Source organism: Chryseobacterium sp. SN22 (assembly GCF_008329705.1).
Classification (GTDB): domain Bacteria; phylum Bacteroidota; class Bacteroidia; order Flavobacteriales; family Weeksellaceae; genus Chryseobacterium.
The window spans coordinates 33873-52631 of record NZ_VTSX01000026.1 but is presented as its reverse complement, the minus strand read 5'-3'; the positions used below and the strand labels follow the sequence as shown (position 1 = coordinate 52631).

Sequence of the window (18759 nt, the reverse complement as noted above, 5' to 3'; positions counted from 1 at the left end):
TAGAATTTGATGGGTGAGATAACAGTAAAATTACTTTTAATACCTTATTGAAAAATCACAAACTGCTATGAATAAACATATTATTGCAATTACAATTGCTGCATTGGGTTTTATTATCGGTCTCGGGCTTCTAGGGAATGCAATTAAGAACCGGAACAAATCTGAAAATACCATTTCCGTTACCGGATTGGGTACAAAACAGTTTACCTCCGACCTGATTACCTGGTCGGGAAGTTTTTCCAAAAACAATATCGACCTGAAATCAGCCTATGACGAACTGTCCGTGGATAAAAAAGCAATTAACGATTATTTGCTGTCCAAAGGCGTTAAGCAGGGTGAAATCGTTTTTTCGTCGGTGGATATTCAGAAACAGTTTAAAAACTATACCGATTCCAGCGGGAATAATGTACAGAATGAATTTACAGGTTATAATCTTTCGCAGACCGTTTCCATAGAAAGTAAGGAAGTGGCGAAAATCGAAAACCTTTCCAGGAATATTACGGAGATCATCAACCGTGGAATCGAATTTACTTCTTCTTCACCCAGTTATTTTTATACAAAACTATCTACTGTAAAGCAGGAAATGATCGCCGCGGCCACCAAAGATGCCAAAGAAAGGGCCGAAAAAATTGCGGAAAATTCGGGAAGCAGCCTGGGAAACCTTAAAAAAGCAACCATGGGGGTCATCCAGATTACCGCTCCGAATTCCAACGAAGATTATTCTTACGGCGGAACTTTCAATACGGCCTCAAAAGATAAGGAAGCCAGCATCACTATTAAGCTGGAATATGAAGTGGATTAATCTTAAAATTTACCGGGATTTTAGATGATTAAATGATCATTAATCATCTGTAAAAATTCATGGATCTGTAGAAATAAAAATCCGAAGTTTTGGTTTCGGATTTATATTTTAACGTAAATTCAATGATATTTAATTTGTTTTCATTGATTTAAAGAAATAAATATGACCCTGGATTTTACATATAGTTTTCTTTAACAGCATGCAAACAAGATCATTTGATAGGTAAAACCGGCAGCAATATGTCAACAGAAGAAACTTTCGGCATCCAGCTTCCTTCTTCCAGTCTTTTGACCTTTGCTACTTTGGGTTCGCGTTATTTAATGATAAACAATATCGTATATTTCGTCTTTTACTTCCTTCAGGTTTTCAGGAATGTAGTTGGCCAGCAGCCATAGCTCTATAGGGTCTTTTCCCTGGCCGTAGCTCGGTTGTACGTACATTTCGTCAATCAGGCTGAAGCCGTTTTTACGGTAAAAGGAATAACGCCGCTGGGTGTCTTCGTTTAAATGGCCGTTTTCGATTTCGAGAATAATCCGCGGATAATTTTCGAAAAGGTATCCGGTAATGGCAGATCCCAGTTTCTGGTTTCTGAAGTCTTCAAAAACTTCAAAATGTTCCACGAAAACAAAGCTGCTCAGTTCCCAGACCATCAGGTAGCCGATATTCTGAGCATCATGTAACACCGAAATGATCTTTACCTTGGGATGCGAAAAAAGCGGGCACAACTTGTTCCAGTCCCGTCTTTCATTTTCCGGAAACGTTTTGCAGTACGCATCAAAAATCTCCTGAACCCTGTAATCTTCAGCGGAAGTAATCTGTAAAAATTCCATAATTATAAATCAAAAACATTGGGTCTTCTGGTGATGAAAATGTCTTTCACCCAAAGGGTAAAAGCCAGTCCCAGATAAATTAAAAAGAAGAAACCTGCCGTTGCAAACGTGGAGTAAATGAAAAATACACGCAGCTTGGAAACCGGAATGCCCAACTTGGCACCCGTTCTGGTAAGAACACCAAACCATTCTCTTTCCATCTTGTGGCGGATATTATCTAGCATGTGAAGGTTCTTTTAAAAGTTTAAATCCAATACTGCAATTTAAGCAATTTTTTTGTTCGCAGGAATGTTTAAAATGATAAATCAGGCTCTGGCTTTCCAGTGAAGTGCTGCACTTTATTCCCAGGTTTTTCCAGCCTTCCGTTACGGTATTTTTTTCTGTGGGAATATTTTTATAAAAGCTGAGGATTTCATCAGCGGTTTCTTCCCGATGATGCTTGTGATAGGTGTATTTCAGGGGCAGCAGGGTATTCAGGATAATAAGTTCCATAAAATCTTTGGTCAGATTTTTGGGCTGATCGACTGATGATATTTTACCGAAATTAAAACGGTTATCCCAGTATTCGGAAGCTTTAACATCCTTCAGTAAATCAAATAATTCTTCTGCTTTCGTTACCCGGATGATTTTTGAAAACAGGTTCTGGTGCTGGTGGTATAAGCCTGCGAGCTGCGACAGGCGGATGGTCGGGAAATTCGGTGGACGGAGCCGCGAAAATTTCGGACGGAATTTCAGATCCGGAAGATTGAATTTGGTGCTGATAAAATTAAACTCGCGTTTCCATATTTCCATCTGTTCGTCTTTCGGCTTATCCAGCCAGCCGGCTGTTCCGAAGAACAGGGCTTCCAGTTGGGTCCGGTTCTGACGGATTTTGTTAAGGACAGTAAAATCGATACTTTCTGCGAGCTGCCTGAAGATAAAAGCATTTACTTTTAACCCGAAAGAGTAGGCGAGGCTGTGAAACAGGACCGCTTCAAAATTATTTTTAAACTGAATCAGGCTTTGCTCCAGTTCGGCAGATTTCTCCTCCAGCCTTCTCAGAACGTTGGATTCATGGAAATGAACCGGAATTTTATTGGGATCGAAAATTTGTTCGCAGGGAATAAACTGTGTCCCGCTCATCAGCTTTTCATATTTCCACAGAACAGCTGTATCAATATGGTCTTTCAGTTCAAGCGTCGGAATATTCTGTGCTGTAAGCTCGGGAATTTCAAGATCATGCTGAAAAACGACGTGAAGAATAATATTCCGGTAATTCGGATCAATGGAGTGGTTGTGAAAAATCCAGTCGGAGGACTTTACATGAAGTTCGATGTTCCCTGCAAAAACAACCCCGTTTATTTTAATCTTTCCTGCTAAAAAATCCGGTCCGGCATCGGTATTCCATTTACCGAAATCCAGGATTTCCACCGGATCGCCCGCCGTATTTTTAAAATCGAAACGGCTGAAAATTTTGTAGTTCCAAAGGTATTGGAGTAATTTTTCCGTCATAGGTGTGTTTTTGTGGTAGGCTAATTTAGGGAATATTTAAAAAAATCAATTCAATAAAGCCTGATATTATTATTTAAACATAAAAAAAACAGCATCCTTCATTAGATGCTGCTCAATTTTATATCAGTAAACTCCAAGCCTAAGCCTTCATCAGCTCATTTTTAAAATTCTCAATCGTGGTCCGGTACATTTCTTCGTAGATCGGAAGAATGTTTTTCAGATCGAATTTGATGGCCTGTTCCTTGGCATTCTCCTTCATCGTAGTTAGCAGTTCTTCATTGCTCAGGAGTTTGATGGTGTAGTTACTCATGGCTTCTACGTTACCGATTTCGGCAAGGAAACCGGTTTCCCCCTGAATATTTACTTCCGGGATTCCTCCTGCATTGGAACTGATCACCGGCGTATGGGCTGCCATGGCTTCCAAAGCGGCCAGACCAAAGCTTTCCTGCTCTGAAGGCAGTAAAAAGACATCCGAAAGCTGAAGGATCTTATACAGGTCGTTTACTTTTCCCAGCAGACGGATTTTGGAGATCAGGTCCGGGTTTTCTTCCAGGAACTGGTTTACTTTTTCCATATCCGGGCCTTCCCCGATGATAATCAGCTTCGATTTTACTTTCTTCTGTACATTTTTGAAAATCTGCAGCACTTCATCCACCCGTTTTACCGGACGTAAATTGGAAACGTGGATTAAGATTTTCTCATCCGGATTGGCAAACTGGGTCCGCTGGCATTCGTTGCGCTCCTCAAATTCGGAATTGTCGATGAAATTGGTGATGACCTGAATTTCTTTTTTAATCTTAAAAAACTGCAGCGTGTCCCGTTTCAGGCTTTCGGAAACCGAAGTAATGGCATCCGACTGGTTGATGGAAAATTCCACCGCATGTTTATAGCTCGGGTGCTGGCCTACCAGGGTAATATCTGTCCCGTGAAGCGTGGTCACCAAAGGAATATCGTTGTTGTCTTCCTTCAGCATCTGCTTGGCGGTAAAAGCGGCGTAAGCATAAGGAATAGCGTAATGCGCATGAAGCAGGTCGAGCTTATACAGATTTACAACGCGGTAAATCATCGAGCTTAATGCAATATCATAAGGCTGGTACTGGAACAGCGGATAGGTCTGAACATTGACCCGGTGAAAGAAAATATTCGGATTGGTAATGTCCAGTCTTGCGGGAAGCGCATTGCTGATGAAGTGAACCTCATAGCCTTTGTTGGCCAGTGACATTCCCAGTTCCGTTGCCACAATTCCGCTTCCTCCGTATGTTGGATAGCAAAGTATGCCTATTTTCATTGATGTATGGTTGTTTTTGATGTTATATTTTAAATTTAACCTGTTATCTTATTACACCGGATGGATTAAGATCGATTCCCATTCCTGCCTTTAATCCCTCATTAACAAGAACCGGAAGCCGGCCATGGATGATTGTTTTTCCATTCAGCGCATCCGCCGTTGCCGTCATCGAGTCGTCATTGTTTTCATAGGACACAAGAACGGCAGGGACTTTTGAAAGGTCGATATCTCTTAAGGCATAAGGGCTTCCAAAAACACTGAGGATCACCTTTTGATTTTTTGTTAAATCCGCCAGGGTTTTCTTTGAAGCCTCGGAAATTTTGTAGGGCTTGTATGCCGTGGAATTATCTTTATGCAATCCGACAATCACAGTGGAATTTGCAGGAATCGTATCGATTTCGCCTGCTTTTTTGATGATAATATTAGTGCCTAACCGGTCGGCGAAAGTCTGGTAAAGGGCTTCTTCCAAAGGTACATAATATACGGTTCTGCCATTTAACGGAAGCTGGTTTCTTTCATTTTTTAATAATGTGATGGCGTTGGAATATAAATTCTGAACCAATGTTTTATGGGAATCATTATTTAAATCCGAATTGATGTTTTCAGGATTCTTAGGCTGGTATTCATTCAAACCCAGAAAATATTTGGTCAGCAGGATTTTCTTTACACTTTCCTCAACCCTGGACTGTGGAATCTCTCCGTTATCAATGGCTTTCTGGATAAGTTTCTTTCCTTCCGCAACGCCCTGTGAGAAGAGCATGATATCGTTCCCGGCTTTAAAGGCCATCGCATCCAGCTCTCCGGGTTTATATTTATTGGCCACAGCGCCCATGTTTAAAGCATCGGTAATAATTAAGCCTTTATATCCCAGTTTATCTTTAAGTAATCCCGTAACAATGTTTTTAGAAACCGATGCAGGGATGCCTTTTCCTGATTCAAGAGCCGGAACATACAAATGGGCAACCATAACCCCGCCGATCCCTTTATCCATTAATGCTTTGAAAGGAGCAATCTCAACCGAATTCAGTCTTTCCAGATTATGGGAAACTACCGGCAGATCCAGATGGGAATCGGTATTGGTATCACCATGTCCAGGAAAATGCTTGATGGCTGCCAGTATGTTGTTGTCCTGTAATCCGTTGGAATAGGATAAAGCCGAACTAACCACATTGTTTACTTCCGATCCGAAGCTTCTGTTTCCGATAATGGGATTGTTCGGATTGGTATTAACGTCAACCACCGGGGCGAAATCCCAATTGATGCCCATCCCGTGGCAATCTTCCGCTATTTTGGCGGCCATCTGCTCAATCAGGTTTTTATCCTGAATGGCACCCAGTGTCATGGCCCACGGATATTTGTGAGCAGCAGGGATTCTCTGGTATACACCCCATTCGGCATCCATGCCGATCATCAATGGGACTTTGGATTTTTCCTGGAATTCATTCACCAGATTGATTTCTCTGGCAGCATCATCCTGCATCAGGATCAATCCTCCGATTTTATCGTTGGAAACAATGCTTCTTACTTTATCAATCTCACTTTCACCTCTGTTGGTGTAAAGGGCAACGATGAAGAGCTGGCCCAGTTTTTCGTCCTGGGAAAGTTTTTTATAGGTTTTGTCAGCCCAATGCTCAGCCTTTTTCATATCCTGCATGGAAATGTTTTTAGGGATGTACTGAGCGGTGACATTTGTGTTTAGAAATAGGAAAATAAAGAGTGATGTATAAACCAGTTTCTTCATAATAATTGAATAAGAACAAAAATACAATTAAAAAAATGATGAAAACCATATTTTTGAGTTTTTTGGTATATGATTTGAATACGCTTCATAAATAATAAACAACTAAACTTTTATAAAATGAAAAAAATTCTTCCGATTTTACTGCTGGCTTTTGTAAGCCTGTTTATATTCAGTTGTGATAACAATGATGATAATGTTGGAGATGGCGATACCTATCCTAAAATGAGAGATGTTTCTGGAAGTTTTACGAATGCAAATAGCTATTCCTTTACTGTTCCGATAAATATTGAAAGTACTGATGTTGTTTTGGTATATAGAAGAGATCCTGCAGCAAGCAATGCATGGCAGCTTATTCCTAAAACCTATTATTTATCCGGCGGAAGGGAATTGGATTACAATGCACTGTTCAGCTCTCAGAATCTGGAAATTTACACAGAAGCAAATTTCGACCAGACTACGCTTTCTTCTTCTGAAGCATCGCAGTATTTAAATAATCAGACTTTCAGAGTGGTACTGGTGCCGGCAAGTCCTGCGAAAGGTACATCCACGGTAGATACAAGCGATTATAATGCAGTGATTAAGTATTATAACCTGGATGAGTCTAAAGTATTGACCGTTAAAGTAAATTAATATATCTTTTCAGTTTTTATAATTACAAAAAAGCTCCGGAGAATTATTTCCGGAGCTTTTGCTTTATCAATGGTCTATCGGTTGATTTCATTATCATCAAGAAGATGGCCAAAAAAATCTTTCTTGGTCTTTAAATATCCCCTGCTTATCTCATTAGCCGGAATCTGTAAAGGAAGTCTTGCATTCAGGCGGATGCTGCTTTCCTGTACGTATTTTACCTTTTCAGGATTATTGGTAAGAAGGTTGATATCCTTTACTCCCAATAAATTCAGAATTTCAATAGCAATCCCGAAGTTTCTGTCATCTGCCGGAAGTCCGAGCTTCAGATTAGCTTCTACCGTATCAAAACCCTGTTCCTGTAAGGCATATGCTTTTAGTTTGTTAATAATTCCAATATTTCTTCCTTCCTGGCGAAGGTAAATGATGATTCCTCCGTTTTCGTGGATGTACTTCATGGCAGCATCCAGCTGCTGTCCGCATTCGCATTTTTTTGAATGGAAAACTTCTCCGGTAATGCATTCTGAGTGAAAACGCACATTTACAGGTTTTGAAAAATCGGTATTTTCGGCGATAATAGCCATATGGGGCATCCAGTCGTTTTCGCTTTCGGAGAGTGCGATCATTCGGAAAGTTCCGTATTCCGTAGGAACATTGGATTCCGCCTGAATTTTAATCATTGATTTCCTTGTGGTTTTAATTTCTTTTTATAGAATCTTCAATGGCTGAAACATTGCTTTTCAGCCTTACCAGATACCTGTTCAGGACTTCGTTTTCATCACTGTTCAGGCTTTGTCTTAATTTCTGAATCTTTTTGTATGATTTCTCAAAGTCTTTCAGGGCTTTATTTTTTCCGGGTACATTGCTGGCATCGATAGCATACAGATAATTTTGCAGACTGTATTTCAGAACTGTAATTTCTGTATTTAAAGGTGTATTTCTAAATTGCGGAAATGTAGCGGTGAGATTGGAGATTTCAGAAGCATTGACATTTTCCTTGACGTTCATTTCAATGCTGTTCCGTGTATCATTATCCGAATCCGAGCCTTTTGCCTCACTATAAAAACTATTTGACAACGGAGAAAAGTTTGGCTTTTCCGTTGTACAGGAAGCGGTAGTGATTGTCAGTACTCCAAAAAAAATTAGTCGTTTCATTTTTGCTGCCCCTTTTGATAAAGGATTGGGTTAAGACTTTCATCATTGTACATTTTCATTTGTTTGTACACTTTCATCTTAACATCACCATTCTCAATATCAGCAAGCAACTGATTAATAGAAGTCGAAAGATCTTCCTGCTGGGTAAGAAGTACATCAAGTTTTGTCTGGCAACTGGCTCTGTGTTCTTCGGAAGCAGATTCCCTATTGGCTTCTAACGACATATGATAAACCTTTAATGCGAGAATAGATAATCGGTCTACTGCCCATGCGACAGTCTCCGTATTGATCTTTGCGTCAGGTTTAGGAGTTATATTTTCGTATTTTTTAAGAAACCAGCTGTCTATAAATTCCACCAGATCGGTTCTTTTCTGGTTGGATGCATCTATTGTCCTTTTCAGGCCTAATGCTTCAGCCGGATCAATATTTTCATCTCTTATTATATCTTCCAAATGCCATTGAACGGTATCAATCCAGTTCTTTGCATACAAAATCCGTTCCAAAGTATCCTTCTCGAACGGGTTATTAATTAAGGCATTAACATTATCAAAAACATGATAATCTTCAATAGATTTATTGAAGACTTTCCATGCAGTCTCGGTAAAATTCATCGGATGTAAAGACTTTAGTTTCCGGAAGGAGGATTGTTAGTTGTTTTATTTTCAGCACCCGGCTTGTCTTCTTCCTTTACGGCATCTTTAAATTCTTTGATACCGGAACCTACTCCTCTCATCAGTTCAGGAATTTTTTTACCTCCGAAAAGCAAAAGAAGGATGATCGCTACGATCAGGATGTGCTGCCATGATAATGACAATATTGCTAATGTATTCATTTCTAAAATTTTTACAAAGTTAGTCTTTTTTTAATAAGAAACCCAACCTAATGGATCTACCGGTGTGCTTCCGTTCCATACCTGGAAATCAAGGGTATAGGTGCCGTCGAAATCCTGTCCGATTACCCCGACCGGCGTTCCTGCGGAAACCTGCTGGCCTTTGGAAACACTTACGCTCCCTAGGTTCGAATAGATGGTAAAATAGCTGCCGTGTCTCAGCATAACGGTCTTCGTCCCGTCGCTGTTTGCAAGGACGGATGATACTGTTCCCGGAAATACGGATTTTGCCCGTGTTCCTGCCGGTACGGAAATCTTGATCCCGTTATTTTCCTCATCTATATTTTTGAAAACAGGATGGGGATGTCTTCCGAAACGGTGGGTAATCTGTCCGATCTTATCTGCCGGATAACCCAATCTCCCTTTGTTGTCGGCAAAATTGCTTCCGGCTACGGTGGTTACTCCGTAGTTGGTCATAGCTTTGCTTTCCGCCGCTTTTTTGTCATCTTCCTTTTTTCTGGCCAATGCGGCTTCTGCGGCTCTTGCGGCAACCAGTTTGTCTGACGCCTCCTTTGCCTTAGCTGAAGCTTCGTCCGATGCCTTTTTCGCAGCTACCTTTCGGGCTTCATCCCTTGCAGTGGCTGCAGACCGCGCTGCCTCTTCATTACGTTTTCTTTCTTCCTCTGCACGTTTGTCTGCCAGTTCCCGGGCTTTTCTGGCCTCGACTTCCGCTGCCAGTCTTTCTTTTTCCAGCGCTTCCGCACGGGCTTTGGCTTCCGCCTCGATTCTTGCCTTTTCTCTTTCCGCAGCAATTTTTGCCAGACGGATCTTTTCTGCCTCTGCTTTTTTCCTGGCTTCTTCTTCTGCTTTGGCAATTCTTATTTCTTCTGCAATAATACTTCTGATCTGCCCTTCTAATGCTTTAGACTGAGTCTGTTTCTGTCTCAGCTCAGCCGTAAGCTTGGATTCATTCTTCTTAAATTCTGAAACCAGCTGCTCTTTTTGTGCTCTTTCGGCATTAATGGTAGTTAAATCTTTCTGCTGATTTACTAAGAGATTTGCTTTCTCCTTCACCGAATTCTGCCTTTGGGCAATCGTCCGTTTTATTTTTTCCGCAGCATTGGTGATTTCCGCAGCTTTTTTATCCTGATAATCAGAATACTGTTTAAGATATTGTACTCTTCTTATCGCTTCGCCAAGATTCTTGGCAGAGAGGATAAAAGTTACCTTATTCTGTACGCCTTTGTTTTTATAAGCATTTACAAGAACCTTGGCATAATTGTCGCGTAATACTTTAAGATCTTTATTCTGGCGATTGATTTCCAACTGACGTAAGTAAATGTCGTCTTCAATAAACCTTTTTTCCTTTTGGGTATTGGTATATACCTTCTCTCTCAGTATCAGTTTTTTATTAACGTTTTCAAGATAGGCGACGGATAATTTCGATTCCGTTCTCGTCTTTGCCAGGTCGGTGTTTATTTGTGCAATTTGTTTTTTAAGTTCAGCATTTTGCTTCTGCAACTGTTCTTTTTTCTGGTTCTGCCCATTATGGAATCCAAACAGTAAAATACCTATTAAAAAGCTAAATTTTTTAATCATTGAATTTCAATTTTCTTATAACTGGATGGCACAGAATAGGGTGTATCCATCCTAGAAAAATCAAATTTCGTATTTTCTATTAAAATCTGGCTGTTTTTGCTTCCTTTTATAATTATTTTAACATTTTTCGGAAGCTTCACATTATTCGTCTGCAATTCCCAGTCGCTGTAATCGATCTGCATGGAATCATTGGAGGCCGCATCCCTCAGGTTCACTGTCATCAAATCAAAATCATCGGAATACTGCATCATGATTTTATATTCGCGGTCACCGTCTTTTGTGGCAATTTTAATGTTCGAAACAGATTCCACCAGATATCCGTTGTTATTTTTCACAATCCGTGCATTCCTGTTGCTGATGGTAAAAAATGTTCTTCCCAAAAGCAGCTTTTCAAGATTTTTATAATCAATGAAATTAACGTTCAGGAGATGGTTTAAATAATCAAAATCAGAATCGATATAGTTCTTATTGTATTTGTCCATAGCCTTAATACCTTCAGGGGTAATCAGCGCACGGGCGGCATTGAAGAAAAGAAAATCGATGCGGGACCATATTTTTTTATCGGTTTCGATATAGATGATGGCATCAAGCGGACTCACTTTAATATTATCCGCTGTAATCTTGCTTGTGATTTTCAGGTGGTCAAACTGAGGATGAAGATAGATTTTCTGATAAAAATCCAGACGGTCTGCCACATTTTTTCCATCACCGGATATATCGCCGCGATTGGTATTCGCTACAGCAGTACTGTCTGAATTCTGATCCGTCTGTACAACCGTTTTACGGGCTTTACAGCTATAAACCAAAAGGGTAAGGAGAAGTAACGGAATCCACTTTTTCATGTAGGAAATTTGATAAATTGTTGCAATATTAACGCCAAACCACACAAAACATTTTGTGTGGTCTGAAGATACTTTATTTAAATTAAATATTTTCTGATCGGAAAATTATTTAGATAAAAAATCCAAAACGGAATAATCACCTAAAGAAATCTCACGGGATACGCCGAAATACTGAGCGGAGTTGCCGATCATCGAATTGGAAAGGTTTCCGTGATTGATCTGTGTATTTTCCTGAATCAATGAATTTTCAATATTCGAATTTAAGACTGTTGTATTGTTTCCCAAAGAAACGCCAGGGCCTACTTTTGAATTGGAGATCTTTACGTTTTCCCCTATAAAACAAGGCTGGATAATCAGGGAGTTTTCAATCTGTGCAGAAGCCGGGTAGTTTTTCATTTCTTCTCTTTCATATTCCAGAATCTTGCTGTTGGTTTCTACCGTTGCATTTTTATTCCCGCAATCCATCCAGTCGTTTACTTTGCCCAAGGTGAATTTTGCTCCTTTCTCCCTAAGGTTTTCCAACGCTGTGGTCAACTGATATTCGCCGCCGTTCTTGATGTTGTTGTCCATGATGTAATTGATTTCATCCATCAGTTTTTCGGCGCTGTTGAAGTAATAAATTCCGATAATGGCCAGGTCGGATACAAAAGTCGCAGGCTTTTCAACAAAATCCGTAATAAAACCGTAGTTGTCCAGTTTTACCACTCCGAATGCTGAAGGATCTTCTACGCTTTTCACCCAGATCACGCCGTCTGAATTTTTATCCAATATAAAATCTGCACGGAAAAGGGTATCTGCAAAGGCGATAACAATATCTCCGCTCATCGACTCCTCTGCACATTTAATGGCATGAGCCGTTCCCAGCGGGTCATTCTGATAATAGATGCTTCCTTTTGCCCCCAGCTTTTCAGCGATCCGGATCAGCGATTTCTCGATTTCCGGACCGAAATCCCCGATGATAAAAGCTACTTCTTCAATTTCTTCCCCTGCAACTTTAGCAATATCTTCCACCAATCGCTGTACGATCGGTTTTCCGGCAATCGGAATAAGCGGTTTCGGAACGGTGAGGGTATGCGGACGTAATCTGGAACCACGTCCAGCCATAGGAACAATAATTTTCATAGGTAATAATGAGTATGTTTTTTTATATAGTACGTTTAATTTTTGATAAAGATAGCAATAATAGCATTGTATGCAGATGTATTGCCGGATGTTTTAAATATTTGTTTAATTCTAAAACTAGAACCGTGAAGCAGCAAACCAAAGGCCAAGGTTTATCTTCGGATTCTCGAAAGCAGCATATTTTTTTCGGAATAGACAAGAATTCCGGTATATATAATGAATAAGAGGTTTCCGATCCATAAGTTGTAATCGAAAAATGCAACGATGATGTAGCTGAAAGCCATGAGCATTCCTAAAAATAATGTCATCTTCTTTATACGGTAGGGAATCGGATAATATTTCTGGCCCAGCAAATAAGAAGTGATCATCATGGTAAAGTAAGCAATAAAGGTAACCCAGGCTGAAACCATAAAACCGAATTTTGATAAAAACAATAAATTTAGAACAATGGTTAATCCTGCACCCAGCCAGGAAATTACTGTTCCTATTTTAGTGCGGTCGGTGACTTTATACCATGTAGAAAAATTATAATAGATGCCAAAGCAAAGATTGGCGATAACAATAATAGGAATAATATCAATAGCTGTCCAGTATGAACTGTTTGGGATTAACAATTGCTTGAGCCAGGAGATGTTAGCAATAATTCCCATGGCAACGGTTGATGCGAAAAATGTAAAATATTCAGTTACTTTAGCGTAGGTATTCTTTGCATTTTCATTATTCATCTGCTTGAAGAAAAAAGGCTCGATCCCCATTCGGTAAGCTGTTACGAATAAGGTCATCAGAACGGCAAGCTTATAGCATCCGCCATAGGCTCCGGCGTCTCCTTCAGGAATGAACCAGATCTGAATGGCTTTATCAAAATTTTCATTAAACATAAAAGCCAGTCCCGCAATCATAATCGGCCACGAATATTTAATCATTTTACGGAAAAGATCGGCTGAAAATTCCAATCTAACCTTAAATACAACAGGAAGCAGGAGGATAAATCCTAAAAAACTTGCTGCGAGATTACTGTAAAAAGGAAAAGAAACTTTTTCTTTTAATCCGAAGCCCTGTGATACACTCAGTGGAATATATAAAAATAGAGCAAGTGTAAAGATCGTCTGGAAAAGAGATTGTAATACCCTGACCAATGAATATTTTACCGGCTTATTGTTATAGCGGAGCCATGCAAAAGGAATAACGCAGAGGTTATCAAAAAATGCAATCCAGGCAAACCATCGGATATATTCCGGATTTGAAGAATATTTCAGTGTATCTGCAATAGGCTGCGCAAAAACGAGGCAGCTCAACAAAAATAAGGTTGATAAGCCGAAAAGAAACCAGAATGAAGTATTGAATGTTTTTTTCTGATTGTCCTTATCCGAAGAAAAACGGAAGAAAGCTGTTTCAAATCCAAAAGATAACAGAATATTTATAAAAGAGATCAACGCATAAAGATTTGAAAATATGGCAAATTCCTTCTTGTCGATCTGATCGATGTATAAAGGATTTAAAATAAATAGAATGACTCTAGGCATAATCGCCCCGATTCCATAAATAATAGTCTCGTTGAGAAGTTTCTTCAAAATCTGAAATTTTATGCAAATGTAAATATTTAGAAATTGATTTTTTATCCGCGGGGTCAAAATTCATTCATAAACCTTAATTTTGGAAAACTTAAAACTTTGTGAAAGTTCTGAGCTTTGACGAAGTTGGCCGGAAACAGAGACTGGATAGCCGATATGATTTCCTGATTTTCACGGCTCCGACAACGAATTGTAAAAAAGTAAAAATGAAGACCTTAATTAAAAATGTAAAGATCGTTAACGAAGGAAAGATCGTTGACAGCGATATTTTAATTGAAAATGATTTAATTTCTAAAATAGATGCCGGGATTGCTGAGGAAGCAGACCGTATCATTGACGGCGGCGGGAAATATCTTTTGCCGGGCGTAATCGATGATCAGGTGCATTTCCGGGAGCCGGGACTGATCCACAAAGGCGACATCGAAACGGAATCGAGAGCAGCCATTGCCGGTGGAACCACCAGTTTCATCGATCAGCCGAATACCGTTCCGAATGCTGTAACCCAGGAATTGCTGGCTGATAAATACGAAATTGCTTCTCAGAAAGCTTACGCCAATTATGGTTTTATGATGGGCGGGACCAATGACAACTTGGAAGAAGTGCTGAAAACAAATCCGCAGAATGTTCCGGGAATTAAATTATTCTTAGGCTCTTCTACCGGGAATATGCTGGTGGACAATCCGGAAACGCTTGAAAATATTTTCAGCAATACGAAAATGCTGATCGCGGTTCACTGTGAAGATGAGGCGACCATCAAAGCCAATACCCAGAAATACATCGATGAATACGGAGAAGACATTCCCGTAAAATTCCATCACCTGATCCGGAGTGAAGAAGCCTGTTACAGATCGTCCTCAAAAGCCATTGAACTGGCGAAAAAAACCGGGGCGAGGCTTCATGTTTTCCATCTGTCGACGGCAAAGGAAACGGAACTTTTCAGAAATGATATTCCTTTAAAAGATAAAAAAATCACTGCGGAAGTCTGTGTGCATCACCTGACGTTTACCAATGAAGATTACGAAACCAAAGGCGGGCTGATCAAATGGAATCCTGCCGTAAAAACCCAACATGATAAAGACGGACTTTGGGAAGCATTGCTCGACGGCCGGATCGACGTTATTGCCACCGACCACGCGCCCCACACCTGGGAAGAGAAGCAGAATGTCTATACCAAATGTCCATCCGGAGCGCCGCTGGTACAGCATTCTCTGACAGTGATGCTGGAAAATTACAGGAATGGAAAAATTTCCCTGGAGAAAATCGTTGAAAAAATGGCGCATAATCCTGCGATCCTGTTCAGGATTGAAAAAAGAGGCTTTATCAGGGAAGGGTACAAAGCGGATCTGGTATTGGTGGACCTTAATGAAAACTGGACGGTTGCCAAAGAAAACATCCTGTACAAATGCGGATGGAGCCCGCTGGAAGGGATGAATTTCCATTCCAAAGTCACCCATACTTTTGTTAACGGAAATCTGGCATACGAAAACGGGAAAATCAACGAAGAAAAATTCGGAGAGCGGTTGCTTTTTGAAATTTAAAAATAATAAAAAAGCCTTTTCAACACTTGAAAAGGCTTTTTTCTGATGTTTATTTAAAGTGTGTTAGTCTATTGCAACTGCGTCAATTGCCTTCTCCATTGAAGTTTCCATAATTCCTGGAATGGACAGTCCTTCTGCACGGAAAACACTAATGTCTGAAATCCCATAAAATCCGAAAATATGTTTGATGTAAGGAACATTCGAATCATAAATCTGGTAAGGTCCTGTTGAATAGATATTGCCGGAAGTAAAAGCGATGTATAATTTCTTATCATTATCCAGTAAACCCATCGGTCCGTCTTCACTATATTTAAAGGTATAGCCTGCCCGTGAAGTAAAATCAAAATAAGCTTTCAGTGTGGTCGGAACCGAAAAATTATACATTGGGGAATCGATAACGATAATGTCGGCCTCTTTCAGTTCGGAAATTAATTCTTCGGAGTAGCTGTTGATCAATTGTTGTTCGGGAGAGTGATTCTCCGGCGAAGAGAAAAAAGTATTGATGTGTACTTCTTCCAATACCGGAACTAATTTTTTTGTAAGGTCACGCTCTTTTACAACGGCATCCGGATACTTTTTAAGGATTTTTTTAACAACAGCTTTTCCTAATTTTCTGCTTGCGGATATTTCTCCTCTCGGGCTTGAAATAATATGAAGGATATTTTTCATAATTTTTTATTTAAATTTCTTTAGCAAAAGTATGTACATTTGCTTATCAAAAGTTAGTAGTAAACAAAAGGTTAGCAGTAACCTTTGGGTTAGTGAAATGGAAATCTATGGAAAATACAGTCATTTTTGAAAAGCAGATAACAGCGCAGGAATGTTCGGGTCATCTTGCTTCCGTTGAAGATGCCATTTATGTGATCGGCGGAAAATGGAAGCTGAAAATTATTATTGTGCTGCAGGAAAGCGGGAATATCCGGTTCAATGAATTGCAGAGAAAGGTTGAAGGAATTTCCGCCAGGGTTCTTTCCAACGAATTAAAAGACCTTGAGCTGAACGGCTTTGTAAAAAGGGTGGTGCATGCGGAACAAACACCCGTAGTCGTGGAATACATTTCAACGGATTACAGCCGTACGCTTAAGCCGGTCATCAGTGCACTTGCAGAATGGGGAAGAACGCATAAGATCAAAATTAAAGAAGAGATGTCCTGATTTTAAAATATAAAGCCTGCGTGTCATACAGGGCTTTTTGTTTTTAATAAATAATGATCCGGCATCGGTTGCCGGTGATATTCTCTTCGAACATCAGGTAACCGTTTTCCGTCAGCCGCTGTTTCAACTGAATGCCTGCCGGAATTCTAATGGCGACATCTTTGTTTTTTTCTTGAAAAGCGTACTAAATGATTGCGAATGTTCAAATCCCAGCTCATAAGCAATCTCGCTGATCGAAAGGGTGGTGATGGATAATTTTTCCTTGGCTTTGCTGATGAGCTTTTCATGGATGTGCTGCTGGGTGTTCTGTCCGGTATGGATTCTCAGCAGGTCGCTTAAATAATTCGGAGAAAGATTCATGGCCTGGGCAATCTGCTGAACCGTCAGCATCCCTTTTTCGGATGAATCTTTGTTAAAATATTCATTAAGAAAATGCTCGAATTTCGCCAGCAGCTGGTGATTGCCGTTTTTTCGGGTAATGAACTGCCTTTCGTAAAAGCGCCTCGAGTAATTCAGAAGAAGTTCGATCTGGGAAAGAATAATTTCCTGGGTGTGTATATCAATGCGGCTGCATTCTTTATCAATCTTAAAAAGGATTTCAAGCAAATCGTTTTCCTCATCTTCCGACAGGTGCAGGGCTTCATTCACGGTGTAAGAAAAAAATCCGAATCCGGAGATGGCTTGTGCCAGTGGATGCTTCAGCAAAAAATCCTCATGGAAGATCAGCAGGTAGCCTGCCGAATCGCATTCCATGGTCTTGACATCAAGATACTGGACCTGATTCGGAGCCGTGAAGCTTAGGACGCCTTTGCCATAATCGTAATGCTGCTGCCCATACCGCATTTTACCTCTGGCGTTTCTTTTCAGGGCTACACAGTAAAACCGGTTGACAAATCCTTTCCAGGTTTCATCTTCCAGGAAAATACTCTCCGACATATTGACGACGCTTACCATCGGATGTTTGGGTTCCGGAAGGGAAAGCAGGCGGTGAAAAGCAGAAATGGATGGAATGGTGTGCATAGCGGCAGATTTATATAAAATTAGTGATTTAAACGGAATATAAACCTCATAGGTTTTCAAAATCTATGAGGTTATAATGAGATTTCACATTAATAATCCAGAAGTCCCATACTGAATTCATCATACGGGGCACCGGTATCGGTTCCCGGAGGAACAATGCTTTCCAGCCTGGAAAGATCGTCATCGCTCAGATGAATTTGGGCTGCTTCCATATTCTGCTCGAGGTAGGTTCTTCGCTTCGTACCCGGAATCGGAATGATGCCTTTGCTGATGATCCAGGCCAGGGCCAGCTGTGATGAGGTGATTCCTCTTCCTGATGCCAGGTCTTCCATGGTTTTTACCAGTTCTATATTTTTATGGAAATACTGGTCCTGGAAGCGGGGCATGGCCCGTCGGAAATCATTTTCAGGAAGATCGTCGATGGAACGGATCTGCCCGGACAGAAACCCTCTTCCTAATGGCGAATAAGCGACAAATCCAATGCCTAGCTCATGAAGCGTTTGCAGGACTCCTTTTTCCTCTACCGTTCTCTCAAACAAAGAATACTCGCTCTGAACTGCCGAAACCGGATGCACGGCGTGGGCTCTTTTTACCGTTTCCGAAGATACTTCCGAAAGGCCGATATATTTTACTTTTCCTTCCTGCACCAGTTCGCTCATCGCATGTACCGTTTCTTCAATGGGCGTATTTTTGTCCAGGCGGTGCATGTAATACAGGTCGATGTAATCGGTTTTTAGGTTCTTGAGGGAACGTTCCACTGATTTTTTTACATAGTCCTTACGGCCGTTAATTTTCCAGGTCACCTGATCATGCTCATCGATTTCCCATCCGAACTTGGTGGCAATGACGTATTGGTCCCGGCTGCCGGCAATGGCTTTGGCAATCAGCTGCTCATTTTTAAACGGACCGTAAAGATCGGCTGTATCAAGGAAATTTCCTCCCAACTCAAGCGAGCGGTGAATGGTGGCGATGGCTTCCTGTTCGTTGGTTTTGCCATACATATCAGCATCTCCGAAACCGGTCATCCCCATACATCCCAGTCCGATATCCGGAACGATGAGTCCCTGGCTCCCTAATTTTACTTTCTGTATATTCATACGATTGATATTTAATAATACAAATTTCAGCAGAATAAAGGAAACGGGTGTTT

At 40.5% G+C, this 18759-nt stretch carries 20 protein-coding genes; 4 read left to right on the top strand and 16 right to left on the bottom strand.

Annotated features, from left to right (window positions below; all coding sequences use genetic code 11):
* Positions 1–67: 67 nt before the first annotated feature.
* On the top strand, positions 68–802 hold the full coding sequence (locus FY557_RS16625) for an SIMPL domain-containing protein (protein ID WP_149248368.1): 735 nt from the start codon (positions 68–70) through the stop codon (positions 800–802).
* Between the two features lie 317 nt (positions 803–1119).
* Here FY557_RS16625 and FY557_RS16620 read toward each other — a convergent pair whose 3' ends face one another.
* The 5 genes from FY557_RS16620 to FY557_RS16600 all read right to left on the bottom strand — a co-directional run bounded on the left by FY557_RS16620 (position 1120) and on the right by FY557_RS16600 (position 6152).
* Positions 1120–1632 carry a GNAT family N-acetyltransferase gene (locus FY557_RS16620; protein ID WP_149248367.1) on the bottom strand — a complete coding sequence of 171 codons (513 nt, stop codon included), beginning with the start codon at positions 1630–1632 and terminating at the stop codon, positions 1120–1122.
* 2 nt (positions 1633–1634) lie between these two features.
* Complete coding sequence (locus FY557_RS16615; protein ID WP_029297636.1) at positions 1635–1856, bottom strand: PspC family transcriptional regulator; 222 nt, start codon at positions 1854–1856, stop codon at positions 1635–1637.
* The gene (locus tag FY557_RS16610; protein WP_149248366.1) at positions 1846–3123 is read right to left on the bottom strand and encodes a DUF2851 family protein; all 1278 of its coding nucleotides are present in this window, start codon (positions 3121–3123) and stop codon (positions 1846–1848) included. Before FY557_RS16610 ends, FY557_RS16615 begins: the two co-directional genes overlap by 11 nt.
* A gap of 139 nt (positions 3124–3262) precedes the next feature.
* A complete protein-coding gene (gene bshA / locus FY557_RS16605; RefSeq protein ID WP_149248365.1) occupies positions 3263–4411 on the bottom strand; it encodes an N-acetyl-alpha-D-glucosaminyl L-malate synthase BshA in 1149 nt (382 codons plus the stop codon).
* Positions 4412–4454: 43 nt separating this feature from the next.
* Complete coding sequence (locus FY557_RS16600) at positions 4455–6152, bottom strand: glycoside hydrolase family 3 protein (protein ID WP_149248364.1); 1698 nt, start codon at positions 6150–6152, stop codon at positions 4455–4457.
* A 117-nt stretch (positions 6153–6269) separates the two neighbouring features.
* Here FY557_RS16600 and FY557_RS16595 point away from each other — a divergent pair, with 117 nt between their 5' ends.
* On the top strand, positions 6270–6782 hold the full coding sequence (locus FY557_RS16595) for a hypothetical protein (protein WP_149248363.1): 513 nt from the start codon (positions 6270–6272) through the stop codon (positions 6780–6782).
* Positions 6783–6856: 74 nt separating this feature from the next.
* Here FY557_RS16595 and ribA read toward each other — a convergent pair whose 3' ends face one another.
* From ribA to FY557_RS16555, 8 genes are all read right to left on the bottom strand, one after another.
* A complete protein-coding gene (gene ribA, locus FY557_RS16590) occupies positions 6857–7459 on the bottom strand; it encodes a GTP cyclohydrolase II (RefSeq protein WP_149248362.1) in 603 nt (200 codons plus the stop codon).
* A 16-nt stretch (positions 7460–7475) separates the two neighbouring features.
* Complete coding sequence (locus FY557_RS16585) at positions 7476–7934, bottom strand: hypothetical protein (RefSeq protein WP_149248361.1); 459 nt, start codon at positions 7932–7934, stop codon at positions 7476–7478.
* Entirely contained in the window at positions 7931–8545 is a 615-nt protein-coding gene (locus FY557_RS16580) for a DUF4254 domain-containing protein (RefSeq protein ID WP_149248360.1), read from the bottom strand. Before FY557_RS16580 ends, FY557_RS16585 begins: the two co-directional genes overlap by 4 nt.
* A 14-nt stretch (positions 8546–8559) precedes the next feature.
* Complete coding sequence (locus FY557_RS16575) at positions 8560–8766, bottom strand: twin-arginine translocase TatA/TatE family subunit (RefSeq protein ID WP_149248359.1); 207 nt, start codon at positions 8764–8766, stop codon at positions 8560–8562.
* Between the two features lie 30 nt (positions 8767–8796).
* Positions 8797–10362 carry a peptidoglycan DD-metalloendopeptidase family protein gene (locus FY557_RS16570; RefSeq protein ID WP_149248358.1) on the bottom strand — a complete coding sequence of 522 codons (1566 nt, stop codon included), beginning with the start codon at positions 10360–10362 and terminating at the stop codon, positions 8797–8799.
* Positions 10359–11204, bottom strand: a complete 846-nt coding sequence (locus tag FY557_RS16565; RefSeq protein WP_149248357.1) for a DUF4292 domain-containing protein — start codon at positions 11202–11204, stop codon at positions 10359–10361. The genes FY557_RS16570 and FY557_RS16565 overlap by 4 nt, the downstream gene beginning before the upstream one ends.
* Positions 11205–11309: 105 nt before the next feature.
* Positions 11310–12326 carry a sugar phosphate nucleotidyltransferase gene (locus tag FY557_RS16560; RefSeq protein WP_149248356.1) on the bottom strand — a complete coding sequence of 339 codons (1017 nt, stop codon included), beginning with the start codon at positions 12324–12326 and terminating at the stop codon, positions 11310–11312.
* 152 nt (positions 12327–12478) lie between these two features.
* Positions 12479–13897, bottom strand: a complete 1419-nt coding sequence (locus tag FY557_RS16555; protein WP_149248355.1) for an oligosaccharide flippase family protein — start codon at positions 13895–13897, stop codon at positions 12479–12481.
* A gap of 206 nt (positions 13898–14103) precedes the next feature.
* Here FY557_RS16555 and FY557_RS16550 point away from each other — a divergent pair, with 206 nt between their 5' ends.
* Positions 14104–15435, top strand: a complete 1332-nt coding sequence (locus FY557_RS16550; protein WP_149248354.1) for a dihydroorotase — start codon at positions 14104–14106, stop codon at positions 15433–15435.
* A gap of 63 nt (positions 15436–15498) precedes the next feature.
* Here the strand turns inward: FY557_RS16550 and FY557_RS16545 are convergent, their stop codons facing one another.
* Positions 15499–16104, bottom strand: coding sequence for an FMN-dependent NADH-azoreductase (locus FY557_RS16545; protein ID WP_149248353.1), 606 nt, complete (start codon positions 16102–16104; stop codon positions 15499–15501).
* A gap of 107 nt (positions 16105–16211) precedes the next feature.
* Here FY557_RS16545 and FY557_RS16540 point away from each other — a divergent pair, with 107 nt between their 5' ends.
* On the top strand, positions 16212–16589 hold the full coding sequence (locus FY557_RS16540; RefSeq protein ID WP_149248352.1) for a winged helix-turn-helix transcriptional regulator: 378 nt from the start codon (positions 16212–16214) through the stop codon (positions 16587–16589).
* Between the two features lie 123 nt (positions 16590–16712).
* Here FY557_RS16540 and FY557_RS16535 read toward each other — a convergent pair whose 3' ends face one another.
* Positions 16713–17609, bottom strand: a complete 897-nt coding sequence (locus tag FY557_RS16535) for a helix-turn-helix domain-containing protein (RefSeq protein WP_149248351.1) — start codon at positions 17607–17609, stop codon at positions 16713–16715.
* A gap of 89 nt (positions 17610–17698) precedes the next feature.
* A complete protein-coding gene (locus tag FY557_RS16530; protein WP_149248350.1) occupies positions 17699–18706 on the bottom strand; it encodes an aldo/keto reductase in 1008 nt (335 codons plus the stop codon).
* Between the last annotated feature and the right edge of the window lie 53 nt (positions 18707–18759).

What these genes read in the sequence shown, in the direction of transcription:
- FY557_RS16585 (WP_149248361.1), bottom strand. Translation starts at nt 7,934, where the DNA reads ATGAAACGACTAATTTTTTTTGGAGTACTGACAATCACTACCGCTTCC.
- FY557_RS16530 (WP_149248350.1), bottom strand. Translation starts at nt 18,706, where the DNA reads ATGAATATACAGAAAGTAAAATTAGGGAGCCAGGGACTCATCGTTCCG.
- ribA (WP_149248362.1), bottom strand. Translation starts at nt 7,459, where the DNA reads ATGATTAAAATTCAGGCGGAATCCAATGTTCCTACGGAATACGGAACT.
- FY557_RS16620 (WP_149248367.1), bottom strand. Translation starts at nt 1,632, where the DNA reads ATGGAATTTTTACAGATTACTTCCGCTGAAGATTACAGGGTTCAGGAG.
- FY557_RS16570 (WP_149248358.1), bottom strand. Translation starts at nt 10,362, where the DNA reads ATGATTAAAAAATTTAGCTTTTTAATAGGTATTTTACTGTTTGGATTC.
- FY557_RS16580 (WP_149248360.1), bottom strand. Translation starts at nt 8,545, where the DNA reads ATGAATTTTACCGAGACTGCATGGAAAGTCTTCAATAAATCTATTGAA.
- FY557_RS16610 (WP_149248366.1), bottom strand. Translation starts at nt 3,123, where the DNA reads ATGACGGAAAAATTACTCCAATACCTTTGGAACTACAAAATTTTCAGC.
- FY557_RS16600 (WP_149248364.1), bottom strand. Translation starts at nt 6,152, where the DNA reads ATGAAGAAACTGGTTTATACATCACTCTTTATTTTCCTATTTCTAAAC.
- FY557_RS16615 (WP_029297636.1), bottom strand. Translation starts at nt 1,856, where the DNA reads ATGCTAGATAATATCCGCCACAAGATGGAAAGAGAATGGTTTGGTGTT.
- FY557_RS16535 (WP_149248351.1), bottom strand. Translation starts at nt 17,609, where the DNA reads ATGCACACCATTCCATCCATTTCTGCTTTTCACCGCCTGCTTTCCCTT.
- FY557_RS16545 (WP_149248353.1), bottom strand. Translation starts at nt 16,104, where the DNA reads ATGAAAAATATCCTTCATATTATTTCAAGCCCGAGAGGAGAAATATCC.
- FY557_RS16595 (WP_149248363.1), top strand. Translation starts at nt 6,270, where the DNA reads ATGAAAAAAATTCTTCCGATTTTACTGCTGGCTTTTGTAAGCCTGTTT.
- FY557_RS16625 (WP_149248368.1), top strand. Translation starts at nt 68, where the DNA reads ATGAATAAACATATTATTGCAATTACAATTGCTGCATTGGGTTTTATT.
- bshA (WP_149248365.1), bottom strand. Translation starts at nt 4,411, where the DNA reads ATGAAAATAGGCATACTTTGCTATCCAACATACGGAGGAAGCGGAATT.
- FY557_RS16560 (WP_149248356.1), bottom strand. Translation starts at nt 12,326, where the DNA reads ATGAAAATTATTGTTCCTATGGCTGGACGTGGTTCCAGATTACGTCCG.
- FY557_RS16575 (WP_149248359.1), bottom strand. Translation starts at nt 8,766, where the DNA reads ATGAATACATTAGCAATATTGTCATTATCATGGCAGCACATCCTGATC.
- FY557_RS16565 (WP_149248357.1), bottom strand. Translation starts at nt 11,204, where the DNA reads ATGAAAAAGTGGATTCCGTTACTTCTCCTTACCCTTTTGGTTTATAGC.
- FY557_RS16540 (WP_149248352.1), top strand. Translation starts at nt 16,212, where the DNA reads ATGGAAAATACAGTCATTTTTGAAAAGCAGATAACAGCGCAGGAATGT.
- FY557_RS16550 (WP_149248354.1), top strand. Translation starts at nt 14,104, where the DNA reads ATGAAGACCTTAATTAAAAATGTAAAGATCGTTAACGAAGGAAAGATC.